Origin of the sequence: Paraburkholderia terricola, from assembly GCF_003330825.1 — a bacterium.
Taxonomy (GTDB): domain Bacteria; phylum Pseudomonadota; class Gammaproteobacteria; order Burkholderiales; family Burkholderiaceae; genus Paraburkholderia; species Paraburkholderia terricola.
Window position 1 is genome coordinate 1,837,057 of sequence record NZ_CP024941.1, and the last position, 13,282, is coordinate 1,850,338.

A 13,282-nucleotide genomic window follows, 5' to 3' on the forward strand; every position below is an offset into this window, starting at 1 on the left:
CCTCGTCAAGCCATGACGACGTGTTCGAGCCGGAACGTGAACGGCAGCGAACGCGGGCCGGGACCGCCGCCCGTCATGACGATGTCGGCGCTGGCAATGCCGAGCAGCGAGAGCTCGGTATTGATGTCGGAGATCACCGCCGAATTGAGCAACGCGCCCTGTTCGATCTGCGACGCCACGCCGATCCACAGCGTCGGCTTGAACTGGAACACGGCTTTTTGCCCCGGCGCGATCGACGTCTTGGTCGCGAGCGGACTGCCGTCCTTGTAGATGGTCGCGTTCGCCGCGCCGTTCGGCAGATCGTTGCGGACCTGCACCTCGGAGCTGTTGCCCGGCTCGGTGCCGAGCGTGAGCACGTCGCCCGAGGTGGAGCGCACGATCTGGAACACCTGGCCGTTGCTCGCGGGCTGCTGCGGCATGTAATTGCCGTAGCTGTCGCTCGCGCTCACGTTCATCGTCATCGGAAACTTGAACGGATGATTGTCGCCCTGGCCGCAGTTGCGGATGACCTTCCACGCGATCGCCAGTTCGTCGAAGTCGGTCGCGACGTTTTTCTGGAAGATCACGATGCTCGAATTGTTAGCGTCATTCGAACGGTTGACGAAGTTAAGCTGAATGTCCACTTGCCTGCTCCTTGAAGTTTGAAATACGGCAATCGGTTTGCCGCGCACCTTCCCACCGGCCGGCCCGGCGGGCCGGCCGTCAAACGAAACCGGAGGGGAGCCCGCCGGGCGGCGGGCGTCGTCGCGTGAAAGGCGCTACACGTGCACGACGTTTTCGAGCGCGAAGCCGAAGGGCTGCGCGTCGGCGCCGCCGCCGCCGCCCGTCATCACGATGTCGGCCGCGGCGATGCCCGCGAGCGGCAGCATGGTGTTGTCGCTCGACAGCACGGCGGAACTCAGCGCGCGGCCTTCCTGCACTTGCGACGCGGCGCCGATCCACAGCACGGGCGTGAAGCGGAACACGGCCTTCTGGGCCGGCGCGACGGCCCATTTGGCGGCGATCAGCTTGCCCGCGCTGAACGCGTTGACGTTGACCGCGCCGCGCGTCATGCGGTTGACCACCTCGATCCCCGCGCCGGCGCCGACGCCGCCCGCCGGCGCCGGCTCGGCGACCAGCCGGGCGCGGCCGGTCGGATGGACGCCGACCATGAATCGTTCGCCATCCTGCGCGGTGGCGCGCGGCGAGTAGTTGCCGTGCTCGTCGCCCAGCGCGATTTCGATCGCGGTCGAGTAGACGAACGGATGGATACAGTCGCGGCCGCAGAAGCGGATCACTTTCCACGCGATCGCCAGCTCGTCGAAATCGGGCACCACGTTGCGCTGGAACAGCACCACTTCGCTGTTGCCGCGATCGTTGGACCGGTTGATGAAGCGCAGTTGGATGTTCATTGCGCTGGCTCCGTGGAATCGGTTGTGTCCGTGGTGCCGTCCGCGAGGTGCTTTTCGACCCACTGGGTGAGCGCCGGCGACACGCTGCCGGCAACCGACGCGGCATGCAGCGCTTGCGCGCGGCTCTGCGCCTGCAGGTCGGTCGCGAAGCGGCCGAAGGCCATCGCGGCGTCGGTGGCATTGCGGCTGCGCGAGAGGTCGTCGAGGTATTGCGCGGCGGCGTCGCTGAGCGCGCCGCTGTGTTGCGCGTGGCCTTGCGCGATGCGCGTCGCGAGGTCGGCGTGAATCGCGGCCAGTTCCTTGATCGCGGCCGCCGCGCCGGTCAGCGCGAAGCGCTCGCGCTGCTCGCGCCAGCCGGCGTCCAATGCCGACTGCGATGCGGCGCTGTACTGCTGGGCGCTTTGCAACGCGGTGCGCGTGAGCGCGCGCCACGCGCCGGGATCGGTCGCGGCGCCCGCGAGTCCAGCGGGATGAGCCGACTGCGCGACGAGCTGGCTGAACAAACGGAAGGCGGCGAGATTGGCGGTTTCCCACTGCGTGATAAAGGTCGAGAGCATGACGGCTCCTGGTTCGGATCGGGTTCGGGTTGAGTTCGGGTTGAGTTCAGAGCGAGTGCGAGCAAGCAAGGACGCTGTTCACTGACGCGCGCCGCCGAGGCGCTCGATCATCTTCATTACCGCGGCCATTTGCGGCGCCTCGCGGGAATAGAAGTTGGGATGGATCGGATCGGGACTCGTGTAGCCCCAGAAATCCCAGCAGCCGAGCGGATTGACCGCCGATTTTTCGGTTTGCGGATAGAGCACGATCAGGCGGTTCGTATCGGCGATTTCGTTGTAGCCGGCGCCGCGCACGAAGCGTTGACCGACCGCGGCGGCGTTTTGCACGCAGCCGTGAAACGCGACGTGCACGCCGCACGCGACGCGTTGGCAATCGGCCGGTACATAGACGTAGGCGAGATCGGCCAATGACGCGCGGCGCTCGGGATCGAACGCGCGCTGGTCGAAGCTCTGCAACTGGCCGCCGGCCTGGGCGGCGGGCGCGTTCAACGGCGCATTCGGCCGTGCGTAAATCCAGCGCAGAATCTCGTGCGCTTGCTCGAAGCCGCAGTTGTTGATGTAAGGGCCTTGATTCGCGCTGCACGGCGAGTCTTCGGGATTGTTCGTGATCAACGCGTGGCCCGCTTCGGGGTGGCGCTGATACTGGATGTTCGGCTTCGGCACCTGAGCCAGTTCATAGAAGCGTTCGGCCTGATCGACCACGCGCGTGGCGACCACCGTGTCCTTCGCGCCGCTGAACAGGTAGAAGCGCTGCTCGCGCAGGTTGGCCGGGTCGTCGATCTGTTTTGCCTTGGCGTAACGCTGCGCGGCGCGCCATGCGCCTTCCGCCGACGGCGCGGCGCCGGCCGGCTGCATGCACAACGTCACGGCCGCCACGGCGGGCGCGATGAAGTCGGACTCACCGGCGCAATCGAAGGCGCCCCCGGCGACGATCCCCGCGCCGACCAGGCGGCTCGACCACGCCACGTCGAATTGCGCGGCCATGAAGGCGCCCGACGATAGCCCGGAGACGGACGTCTGTTGCAGATTCGCGCCGAGCGCGGGCAGCGCGGCGAGGTCCGCGGCGTTCGCGCTCGTGAGCGTCGCGGCCAGCACGAGTGCGCCGAGCCGCGAACGCAGAGCGAGGCGCTGACGCATGCCGCGTTGCCTGAAAGTTCTGAATAACGATTCATCGATGACGGCTGCCGCATTCATACCGTTGCTCCTGTAGGTTCTGGTGTTCGCCGGATGCACGGCGAGCGCATGGGTGTTCGCGTTTCTGTTCGCGTTTCGGCCGGGTAGGGCTTGCGTTGCGTGAATCTCACTACGCTTGCAGAGTACGTGGGCCGCGCATCGGCATGAATGGGGCGGAAGGCCGGTATGCGACATAGAACGGATGGCCCATGAACCGATAGCGCACGCAATGGGCCGCGCTGCTTGCGGTCAGTGCGCGGCCTCGCGTGTGCAGAACGACACCGGTATCGACACGCCGCGGTCCACCGTCGTGACGGCGATGGGGCGGTTCGCCTGCGTGTAGCGCAAACGGTGGATGCCGCGCGGCCCGAAGCCGCTGTCGATGTCCGCGGCGAGGTCCGTGCCGTCGGGTAGTCGCGCGAGGCTCCGGCCGCTCATCATCGCGGGGCGGCGCTGCGGGTCGTCCCAGTCGGCGTGGTCGGCCGACGTATAGAAGTTCGGCAGGACGCCGCGGGTGTAGAGACTGTCGAGCGTTTGCGCGAGCCGCTCGGCACACCTCGCGCACAGCGCCGGCTGATGCGCGAGCTGCAACGCCTGGTTGATGCGCGCGGCTTCGGCGTCGCAGGTGAGCGGCGGCGGCTGCTGCGCGTGAGCAAAACTCGCGAAGCCCGCGAGGCAAACCGCGATGGCGGCCGTGACGATGCCGGCTGCGGCACGATGGTTCGAGATCATCGGAAAGACCCCTTTGAATGCGCTACGAGAGAAACAGCTTGCGTTCGGCCTGGCGGCGGCGCGTGAGTCCGGCAAGCGGCTTGCCGCCCGCCTTGTTCCACACGAGGAATTGATCGGCGGCATGAGCGGGCGAGCCGGCGTTCAGATAGCGCAACAGGGTCGACGAACGCAGCCGTCCCGCGCCGAGGTTGAAGACGAACGACATCAGCGCGTCGAACTGCTGCTGCGTGATGGGCACGCGCACCAGCTTGCACAGTTGCAATTCGGCGCCGCGCAGGTCGCGCCTGAGCAGCGCTTGCGCTTGCGCTTCGCTGAGCGGGCGATCGAAATGCTCGTGCGGCAGGATCAGATGTCCATAGCCGATGGTCGGCTTGCCGACCGCGTCGAGATAGCGCTGAAGGCGCAGGCCCTCGAAGTGTTTGATCAGGTCGATGCCTTGCGCGCCGGTGCGCGTGGGTTGGTCAGTCATGAGGTTTCTCCGGTTCGTCGTGACGTTTGCGCGGCACGAGTCGATGGGTGTACTCGTCGATCACGCGCATGATCGCCTCGGGCGGCGCGAGCGCCGTGAACTGCATTTCGATGTCGATGTGCTGGGTGTCGCGTTGCGCCTGCCGGCCCTCGGCATCCTTGCGCGCCGATGGCGGAGCGAGCGTGACGAAGAAGCGCCCGCGTTGATCGCCGCCGGCCAGTCCGCCCGCGGGCAGCGCTTCGGTGAAGTCGGCGCGCACGGTCAGATGCACGACCATCCTGTCGAGCGCGAGTCCGCGCGGCGTGGCGAGCGCGACGAGCGGCACCGGCATGGTGTGCTCCGCGTCGAGCGCGAGTTCGACGACGCGCGGCGACAGCAAACCGTCCTCGTCCTGATCGAAGAACTGATCGAGCACGGCGGTGTACTGATGCGCGAGCAACTGGTTCGCGGCGGCCGCGGCGTGCTGCATGCCGCGGGTGATTTCGTCGAGCGCGAGGCCGCGCGGCGGGGGTGGGTTGGCGTTGGGCGGCGGCGGGGTGTCGCCGGGTGGGGGAGCGCCGGGCGGCGCGCCGCCGTCGTCGTGCGCGGCGGCGGCCTCGCCGTCGACGGCATCGGCCGGAACCGCGTTCGCGGCGTCGTCATGCGAAGGGGGATGGGCCGGCGAACGTTGCGCGCCGCGCCTGAAAAAATTGAACATGATGTCCGTCCGCCGTCAGTGGCCGTCGCGCTTACTGATGAGCGGGCTGCGGCTGGCCGCCCGCCGCCTGCGTCGCGCCGCCGGCCGCCGTCTCGCCGATCAGCTTGCCGTCGGTCGGCGTCGCGGGCAGCGCCTTCACGTCCTTCGACTTGTCCTCCGTCACGACCGGCTTGGTGGCCGCATCCGTCAGAAAGTCGATGACGCGCATCAGCGCCTCGGGCGGCGGCTGCCGCTTGACCTGCGTGTGGATCGAGTACTTGGCGCGCGTATCGGTGCTGCGGGTCTGCTCGGCCTTGTGCGACACGCGGCCCGACATGCTCACGCTGACCGGTCCCCAGCCGAGCTTGACCTGCAACTCGCCGCCCGCTTCGGTCGACGACGACGACTTCTCCGACTGCGTGATTTCCAGTTCGAAGTCGATCGTGCCTTCCTCGATCGCGATGATCGGATGGACGATCGCGGCCAGCAGCGGAATGCGCATGGTCTTCTGCACCACGCCTTTCGATACGCCGCTTTCGTCGACGAGGGTTTCGTCGTAGTCGAACTGGACGGCCACCGCCTTGCCGTCCTGAATGCAAACCTGCATCAGAAAGTCGGCGTAACTTTTTGCCGCCTGGGTTTGCGCGGTAATCATTGCTTTCAATGGGCCTGCGATCATTTGGTCCATTGGCAACGCGTTAATGACGGAACCGATGAAATTAGCATCCATACAAACCTCCAGTGGTGAAAACCGGGCAGTGCGAATACACTGCCTTTATTCAAGTTACATAATCTGAAGGCCCATTTGGAGAGGCCGGCCGTCATGGATGTAGACAGGGGTGACGGTCATGGAAAATCGTAAAGAATTAATGTGCCTTTTGCATTAGAACGTTTGTCACGGATCAACGGACCTAGTGCGTCGTTTTGAAAAGAGCGGTAAAAGCGAGCCGAAGAGACGCGAATAACGTGAACCCGAGCGTCTCGCTACCGAGGGGAACCGCGCAAAATGAACGTTCTAATGATCGATAGTCCGCCGTTGTTCGTGGCGGGAGTGGCCGATGTCTTATGGCGGCGCGATAGCACTTGCCAGGTGTGGTCGGCTCAGTGCGCTGACGACATTTACCGCATCCGTGAGGAATTCCCGCCGGGCACGGTCGGCGCGGTGACGCTCGAATGGGACGAGCGGGCGGCGCGCATGGGCTGGCCGAAGCTGCTGCAGGACACGCTCGGCACGGTGCCGTGGCTGTTCGTCGTGCGCACGGTGTACCGCCAGGCGATTGCCGACGCGCTGATGGCGGGCGCCGCGGGCATCGTCGAGCGTCATGCGAGCGCCGACGAGTTCGCCGATGCGCTATGCCGCGTCGCCTCGGGCGCGATTTACGTGCCGCCGAGTTATGGTCTCGCCGCCGGCGTCGCGTCCGGGGAATCGCCTTCGGGCGACCGCGCGTTCGAGCGCCTCACGCCGCGGCAGCGCCAGGTGTTGCGGCTGCTCGCCGAAGGCAAGTCGAACAAGCAGATCTGCCGCGTGCTGAACGTCGCCGAGGGAACCATCAAGAACCACCTGTATGCGCTATTCCGGCAGATCGGCGTGAGCAACCGCACCGAGGCCGCGCTGTGGCTGTCGCGTCATATCACGCCGGAAAGCGCGTACCTGCAAGCGACGGTATGCGCGGTACATGAATAAAAGCCGCGCCCGTTCGCGGCCCGGATGAATGACCGCACGCATGCGCGCGCGGCGGAAGGGGACTCGATCGGGCGGCGGCGCGTCGGCTGTATCGGCACCCTATCGGCGTGAAGCGCGCCGCCCTCGGCGGCGGCGTCGCGCTCAGGCCGGCGCGCCCGGACGCCCCTCGTCCTCGGCGGCAAGCGTTTCGATCGCATGCCGCAACGGCGCGGGACTCACGCTGACCTCGCCGGCGAACGGCCGGTCCACGGCCAGGACGAAAAAGAACGCGAGCCCGAGCGTGGTCGCCCAGATGGTGACGAGGCCGAAGTGAAAGCGCGTCGCCGGCAACACGTACAGCAGCACGAGCGAGAGCGCGCTCGCGATCAGCATCACACCCCATAGCGTCGCGGGCATCGCGACGTCGAGCGCTTGCAGGCGATGCTCGCGGAGCTTGGTCATTTCATTCACGCGGGCGAGCACTTCGGTGAGCAGCGCCCGTTCGCGGTCGCCCGTCGGCGTGATGCGGTTGGTGGTCGCGAACATGCGGCTGAACGCGGCTTCGGTGGCGGCATCCGCGCGGGCGTGCTGCTGCATTTGCGGCCATTCATCGCGCACGACGTGCTCCATGTAGACGATGAGTTCGCGCCGCGCCGCTCGCGCGTCGGGCTTGCCGAACGACGCGAGATCGCGCGCCAGTTCGGTCGCGCATGCGGCTTCGGCGGCGACCGTGCCGGCCGCCGCATCGTAGGTGCCCCATACGGTGACGGCGGCGAACGCGACCAGCAGCGAGTTGATGGTGGTGACCGCGGACATCATCGCGACCGTCATGCCGCGCTGCTCGGCGTCGAGCCGGATCGGAAAGCAGCGGCGAAACAGCAGGTAGCCGGCGAGCGCCGCAACGAGCGTGGCGCCGACGACCAGCATGCCCATCACGGCGGCCGGCAGGTTGTAGAGGAAGAGCATGGTTACTCCGTGTCGTTTGAGAATGTCGTGGAGGAGGGGCTGAATGAAGGGCTGAACGGATCGCCGGCGAGCATCGCGCGCGTGAGTTCGGCAAGGCGCCGGCGAGCGGTGTCGGCGGAATCGGGCTTGTCGAACGACTGCTGCAGATCGAGCAGACTGGCGGCGAGTTCGCTCTGCCATTGCGTGCGTTCGCTGGCGGCTTGCGCGCGGCGCGTGTGCAGCGCGGCGTCGACATCGGCGGAACGATCGCCGCGCACGAGCGTGTCGAGCGTATCGACGAGGCGTTGCAGCAGCCGATGCACGGCGGTCGCCGAGAAACCGCCGAGCATCGCGAGCGCGGGTTTGCCGAAGCTGTGCATGCCGCCCTGATCGAAGAGCCGCGGCGGCAGCAGCTCGACCAGAATCAGCCCCGCGATCACGCCGAGGATCAGCCGCGCGCCGTAAGACGCGTCGTACTTCGGGTCGTAGGTCGACGCCGCGATATAGCGATGCGCCTGAAACAGCGTGGCGAACGACGCGCCGAGTCCCGCGCAGAACAGCAGAAAGAGCGCGTTCCACAGCAACTGCGTGCCGTGCGAATCGAGAAAGCCGCGCTCGACGTTGTCCGCGGACACCTCGGGCGAGAGTCCGGTTGCGATGACGGCGATCAGAAACGAAATCGCCGCGACGGTCAGCAGACGGATCAACGGAACCGGACCGAGCCACGGGAGCGGGCGGGCGAGGCGATGCTGTTCATCCAGCAACGTGACGGCTTGCGGCGTGGCGGGCGCGATCAGCGCCGCGAGTTTGCGATGGATCGACGCGAGCGCGTGTTGTGCCGAGGTGGAGTGACGCGGTGTGGCATTCGCGGTTTCGTTGGACGGTGCCGTGGACGATGAAGCGCCCGACAAGACAGCCGGTCGCGTATCGGACGGCATGCCGTCGATCAGCGCGCTCAACAGCGCAATCGTTTCGGGCGCGACCGGCAGGCCGTGGTGCAACGCATAACGCGCCATCGCCTCGCATTCGTCGCGCAGTTGCGCGAGCAGCGCGCCGGGCGATGCGCCATCGGCTGATGCGTGACGCCGTGAGGCGCGCGATGCGTCATGAAAGCGAAGACGCTTCGCAAAGCGATAGATGTCCATTCGAATGACCTGTCCGGTGTCGGGTGGCGTCGTGCGCGAGATGCGCTCAACGGCAGCGACCACTTTGCGTGGCTAACGGATCGCGGACAATCGGGCAGAAGTCATGGACGAAGGCATGACGAAGCGCCCATGAAGGGCGTTGGGCCAACTACTTATATAAAGAGGGAGCGGGGCGAAGCATGCGTGATGCAGCGTTTCGCGCGACACGTGTGCCGCTTTTCGTGCTGATCGATCCGTCCTCATAGGGCGCGACTGCCGCGCTGCACAACGAGATCGCGTTCGATTTCGCGAGCGGGCCGGGCGCGCGTCATGTGCCGGCCGGCTTCGATTCACAGGGCAGCGGGCGCGTGAATGTCATATATGCGGGGCGTGCCTGGGTGCTTGCTCGCGTCGGCCGCTCGGCAGATTTCTGTTGCGGTGTGCCGACAGATGAGGCAAAATCACGGGCTCTTGTAGAGCAGTATCAGGAGTGGTAGTTCAGTCGGTTAGAATACCGGCCTGTCACGCCGGGGGTCGCGGGTTCGAGTCCCGTCCACTCCGCCAGTATCCTCGAAAGGCGAACTCCGGTTCGCCTTTTTTATTGCCCGCTGTTGTAATATCGGGCGTTCTGTTTTTGGCACTCACGCATGCTCGATTTTTTCCGCAATCACAAACGCCTGATGATGTTCATGCTCATCCTCGTCATTGTGCCGGGGTTGGGTTTTGTGGGCATTCAAGGCTTCCGCGGCTTTTTTGACGAAAGTGCAAACGTTGCGAGCGTCAACGGTCACAAGATCACGCGCGCGGAATACGACAGCGCGATGCGTCAGCAACTCGACCGCGCGCGGCAGATGCTCGGCGCGCAGTTCGACATGAAGTCGTTCGATACGCCGGAGCGCCGCAGTCAGATGCTCGACGGCCTGATCGAGCAGCGCGTGCTGGTCGACGAAACGCAGCGCCTGCACCTCACCGCGTCCGACGACGCCGTGCGCCGCGTATTGCTCAACGATCCGGTGATCTCGTCGCTGAAGAAACCCGACGGCACGATCGACGTGGACCGTTACAAGCAGTTGCTCGCCATGCAGGGCATGACGCCCGACCAGTACGACGAACGCGTGCGCTACGACATCTCCACGCAGCAGTTGCCGGCCAGCATCCAGAGCAGCGCCTTCACGTCGAAAACCCTCGCGCAGCATCTGACCGAACTCGCCGAACAGCAGCGCGAAGTGCAGGGCATCGCGTTCCATCCGCGCGACTACGCGGCGAAGGTGCAGCCCACCGACGCGCAACTGCAAGCCTATTACGACGCGCATCGCAACGACTTCGCCACGCCGGCCACCGCCACGATCCAGTACCTCGTGATGTCGCCGGCAAATCTCGCGGCCTCGGTGCAGCCGAGCGACGCCGATCTGAAGAAGTACTACGAGGACAACATCGCGCATTACCGCACGGAAGGCCAGGTGCGCGCGAGCCACATCCTGATCGCCGCGCCGAAGGATGCGAGCGCGGCCGACAAGGCCAAGGCGAAACAGAAAGCCGAGGCGTTGCTCGCGCAGATCAAGGCGCACCCGGATCAATTCGCGCAGATCGCGCAGCAGGATTCGCAGGATCCGGGTTCGGCCTCGAAGGGCGGCGACCTGGGTTACTTCAGCCGCGGCATGATCGCGGGCGGCCAGGCATTCGACGACGCCGTGTTCGCGCTGAAGAAAGACGAAGTCAGCGGCATCGTGCAGACCGACTTCGGCTATCACATCGTCAAGGCGACGGACGTGAAGCCGGCCGTCACGAAGCCGTTCGACGAAGTGAAAGAGCAGATCGCGAAAGAGGTGAAGACGCAGCAGGCGGCCAAGGCGTTCAGCGACGACTCGGAAGGCTTCACGTCGATCGTCTATGAAAAAGCGAAGAGCCTGCAACCGGCCGCGGACAAATACAAGCTGCCATTGCAGACGGCCACCGTCACGCCGCAGCCGAACCCGAAGCTGCCGCCTGACAGTCCGCTGAACAACGCGAAGTTTCTCGCCGCGGTGTTCGCGAACGACGCGGTGACCGCGCGCAACAACACGCAGGCCATCGACGTCGGCGGCAACACGCTGATCGCGGCGCGCGTCACCGACTACAAGGCCGCAGCCGTGCCCGCGCTCGACGCGGTCAAGGACACCGTGCGTCAGAAGGTGATCGCGGCTCAATCGAACGAGGCCGCTCACAAGGAGGGCATCGCGAAGCTCGCCGAGTTCGAAAAGTCGAAGGCCACCACGGGCTTCTCGTCGCCGCTGAAGGTTTCGCGCAATGACGCGCAGGGCATGCCGCCGGTCGCATTGAGTGCAATCTACAAGGCGGATGCGCAAAAGTTGCCGGCCTACGTGGGCGTCGATCTCGGCGACGACGGTTATGCGATCTATCGCGTGAACTCGGTCGTCGCGGGCGCACCGATCGATCCGCAACGCCTCGCCGCCGCACAGCAGCAGATCGCGCAAGTCGACGCGCAGTCTGAAGCAGAGGCTTATCTGGAAGCGTTGCGCGCGCGCTCGAAGGTGAAGTTCTACGGTTCGCTGGAGAGCGGCAACGCGCAGGCGAGCAGCGAATGAGCCGGCCGCAACGCGTGAAATAAGAAAAGCCCCGCAAATGCGGGGCTTTCTTTTTGCCGAGCATGAAAGCTCATCAAACGGTTTGCTTCAAACGCCTCGACGCGCGATGCGTTACAGGCAGGCGCTGATCGCGCTGGTGGCATCGCTGCCCGCCGCGCCACTCGCGCGGAAGCCGACCCACGAACCCTTGCCGGAATACGAAGGACGCACCACCGCGGCTGCGCCATTCGGCGGCTGTTGACCGGGAACATAGACGTCGACGGCTTGATCGTTGGCGAGCGTGTCTTGCGACACGACCTGCTGTTGCGAGCCGTCAGCCCATTTCTGCGCGATGCAGGTGGCGACGGCCTTCGGTGCCTGCTGGCTTTGGCCCACTGACTGGACGCCCGCCGGCGGTTGAGCGGCGCAGGCGGAAATTGCCACGGTCAAAGCGATTAACGGTAAGTATTTCACGTTATCTCCTCAGGAATTCGCTCAAAAAACGAGCCGGGTTACATGGAGTTGAAGGTGTCAGATAGACCTTACCGATCCATGTTCCCGAAGTTCTGGAAACAAGTTGTTAGCGGACTGTTCAGTGCGGCGAACTTGTGCGAAGGAGTGGCTTGACGGCGGGCCACACGTTATCGAGTAGCACTGGTTGTGCCTGCACGGTGGGATGCAGTTGATCCGCCTGGAACATCTCGGGCTTGTCGGCGATGCCCGCGAGCATGAACGGCACGAGCGGCACCCGAAGCTGTTTCGATAACTGCCCGTAGAGGCCGTGGAACTTCTGCGTGTAGTCGGGGCCGTAATTGGGCGGCACATACATGCCGACCAGCACGACCTTCGCGTGACCTTGTTGAGCCTGCTCGATGATCGTGCGCAGGTTGTCTTCGGTGGTGGCGAGCGGTACGCCGCGCAAGGCGTCGTTCGCGCCGAGTTCGACGATCACGATGCTCGGCTTCAGGCGCTGCATGAGCGCCGGCAAGCGGGCCCTGCCGCCGCTGGTGGTGTCGCCGCTGATGCTTGCATTGGCGACGCTATAATCGATTCGCTCCTCGCTCAGGCGTTTGCGCATCAACGCGACCCAGCCGGTGTCGCGGGGCAAGCCGTATTCGGCGGAGATGCTGTCGCCGAGTACGACGATCACCGGCCTGGCGGGCTCGGGCGTGTTGGCGCCATGAGCCGCGAAGGGCAGCGAACACAGGGCGGCGGCCATGACGGCCGAGCCGAATGCCGTAGTCAGCGCTATGGCGCGCACTTTCAACCTACGCTTCACCATGCTAAACAAAACTGATCCAGTCATTGAAGTGCGGGGTTTGTGCAAGAAGGTTAAGGATGCAACAGGCGAACTGACGATTCTCGACAACATCGATCTTGCTATCGATGCCGGCAGCAGTGTGGCGATCGTCGGTGCATCCGGGTCGGGCAAGTCTACGCTGCTCGGCTTGCTCGCAGGATTGGACAGCGCAAGCTCGGGCTCGGTTCGGCTGCTCGGGCGCGAGCTCGCCGAATTGAACGAAGACCAGCGCGCGGCGTTGCGCAGCGGCTCGGTCGGTTTCGTCTTCCAGTCGTTTCAATTGATGCCGCATTTGACCGCGCTCGAAAACGTCACCTTGCCGCTCGAACTGCAAGGCGGCATCAGCACGCGCGAGGCCGCGGCGCGTGCGCGCGGCTTGCTGGAGCAGGTCGGGCTCGGGCAGCGCACCGGCCATTATCCGAAGCTGCTCTCGGGCGGCGAACAGCAACGCGTCGCGCTGGCGCGCGCGTTCGTCACGCATCCGGCGATCCTGTTCGCGGACGAGCCCACCGGCAGTCTCGACGCGGCCACCGGCCATGCGGTGATCGACCTGATGTTCGAGATGAACCGCGCGAACGGCGCCACGCTGATTCTCGTCACGCACGACGTCGAACTGGCGCGCCGCTGCGATACCACGGTGACGATCGAGGCGGGGCGGCTCGCCTGACAGGGCGGCGCGTCGTTGAAG

General features: G+C 65.3%; 15 protein-coding genes and 1 tRNA gene. 4 read left to right on the forward strand and 12 right to left on the reverse strand.

What is annotated here, in order from left to right; translation table 11 throughout:
• Nucleotides 1-5: 5 nt before the first annotated feature.
• The 8 genes from CUJ90_RS08300 to CUJ90_RS08335 form a co-directional block, all read right to left on the reverse strand.
• A complete protein-coding gene (locus tag CUJ90_RS08300) occupies nt 6-623 on the reverse strand; it encodes a hypothetical protein (RefSeq protein ID WP_073426692.1) in 618 nt (205 codons plus the stop codon).
• 135 nt (nt 624-758) lie between these two features.
• Nucleotides 759-1,391, reverse strand: a complete 633-nt coding sequence (locus CUJ90_RS08305) for a hypothetical protein (protein WP_114162396.1) — start codon at nt 1,389-1,391, stop codon at nt 759-761.
• Nucleotides 1,388-1,948, reverse strand: coding sequence for a hypothetical protein (locus tag CUJ90_RS08310; protein WP_114162397.1), 561 nt, complete (start codon nt 1,946-1,948; stop codon nt 1,388-1,390). Before CUJ90_RS08310 ends, CUJ90_RS08305 begins: the two co-directional genes overlap by 4 nt.
• Before the next feature lie 78 nt (nt 1,949-2,026).
• Nucleotides 2,027-3,085, reverse strand: coding sequence for an extracellular catalytic domain type 2 short-chain-length polyhydroxyalkanoate depolymerase (locus CUJ90_RS08315; protein ID WP_114163483.1), 1,059 nt, complete (start codon nt 3,083-3,085; stop codon nt 2,027-2,029).
• Nucleotides 3,086-3,370: 285 nt separating this feature from the next.
• Nucleotides 3,371-3,853, reverse strand: a complete 483-nt coding sequence (locus tag CUJ90_RS08320) for a hypothetical protein (protein WP_114162398.1) — start codon at nt 3,851-3,853, stop codon at nt 3,371-3,373.
• 22 nt (nt 3,854-3,875) lie between these two features.
• On the reverse strand, nt 3,876-4,322 hold the full coding sequence (locus CUJ90_RS08325) for a lysozyme (protein ID WP_114162399.1): 447 nt from the start codon (nt 4,320-4,322) through the stop codon (nt 3,876-3,878).
• Nucleotides 4,315-5,019 (reverse strand): DUF2589 domain-containing protein, encoded by a 705-nt coding sequence (locus CUJ90_RS08330; RefSeq protein WP_114162400.1) that lies wholly within the window; start codon nt 5,017-5,019, stop codon nt 4,315-4,317. The genes CUJ90_RS08325 and CUJ90_RS08330 overlap by 8 nt, the downstream gene beginning before the upstream one ends.
• A gap of 31 nt (nt 5,020-5,050) precedes the next feature.
• The gene (locus CUJ90_RS08335) at nt 5,051-5,728 is read right to left on the reverse strand and encodes a DUF2589 domain-containing protein (protein WP_083083682.1); all 678 of its coding nucleotides are present in this window, start codon (nt 5,726-5,728) and stop codon (nt 5,051-5,053) included.
• A 276-nt stretch (nt 5,729-6,004) separates the two neighbouring features.
• Here CUJ90_RS08335 and CUJ90_RS08340 point away from each other — a divergent pair, with 276 nt between their 5' ends.
• The gene (locus CUJ90_RS08340; protein ID WP_083083683.1) at nt 6,005-6,682 is read left to right on the forward strand and encodes a LuxR C-terminal-related transcriptional regulator; all 678 of its coding nucleotides are present in this window, start codon (nt 6,005-6,007) and stop codon (nt 6,680-6,682) included.
• Between the two features lie 141 nt (nt 6,683-6,823).
• Here the strand turns inward: CUJ90_RS08340 and CUJ90_RS08345 are convergent, their stop codons facing one another.
• Together CUJ90_RS08345 and CUJ90_RS08350 are read right to left on the reverse strand one after the other, a co-directional pair.
• Entirely contained in the window at nt 6,824-7,627 is an 804-nt protein-coding gene (locus CUJ90_RS08345) for a bestrophin-like domain (protein ID WP_114162401.1), read from the reverse strand.
• Nucleotides 7,628-7,629: 2 nt separating this feature from the next.
• Complete coding sequence (locus tag CUJ90_RS08350; RefSeq protein ID WP_416448105.1) at nt 7,630-8,622, reverse strand: hypothetical protein; 993 nt, start codon at nt 8,620-8,622, stop codon at nt 7,630-7,632.
• 595 nt (nt 8,623-9,217) lie between these two features.
• Between CUJ90_RS08350 and CUJ90_RS08355 the strand changes: the two genes are divergently transcribed.
• Nucleotides 9,218-9,294 (forward strand) — tRNA-Asp (locus tag CUJ90_RS08355).
• 83 nt (nt 9,295-9,377) lie between these two features.
• Nucleotides 9,378-11,315 carry a SurA N-terminal domain-containing protein gene (locus tag CUJ90_RS08360; protein WP_114162402.1) on the forward strand — a complete coding sequence of 646 codons (1,938 nt, stop codon included), beginning with the start codon at nt 9,378-9,380 and terminating at the stop codon, nt 11,313-11,315.
• Nucleotides 11,316-11,426: 111 nt separating this feature from the next.
• Here CUJ90_RS08360 and CUJ90_RS08365 read toward each other — a convergent pair whose 3' ends face one another.
• Together CUJ90_RS08365 and CUJ90_RS08370 are read right to left on the reverse strand one after the other, a co-directional pair.
• A complete protein-coding gene (locus CUJ90_RS08365) occupies nt 11,427-11,768 on the reverse strand; it encodes a hypothetical protein (RefSeq protein WP_073426682.1) in 342 nt (113 codons plus the stop codon).
• Between the two features lie 118 nt (nt 11,769-11,886).
• Nucleotides 11,887-12,576 (reverse strand): arylesterase, encoded by a 690-nt coding sequence (locus CUJ90_RS08370; RefSeq protein WP_073426681.1) that lies wholly within the window; start codon nt 12,574-12,576, stop codon nt 11,887-11,889.
• Here CUJ90_RS08370 and CUJ90_RS08375 point away from each other — a divergent pair.
• Nucleotides 12,575-13,261 carry an ABC transporter ATP-binding protein gene (locus CUJ90_RS08375; protein ID WP_073426680.1) on the forward strand — a complete coding sequence of 229 codons (687 nt, stop codon included), beginning with the start codon at nt 12,575-12,577 and terminating at the stop codon, nt 13,259-13,261. The genes CUJ90_RS08370 and CUJ90_RS08375 overlap by 2 nt on opposite strands.
• The last annotated feature ends 21 nt before the right edge of the window (nt 13,262-13,282 follow it).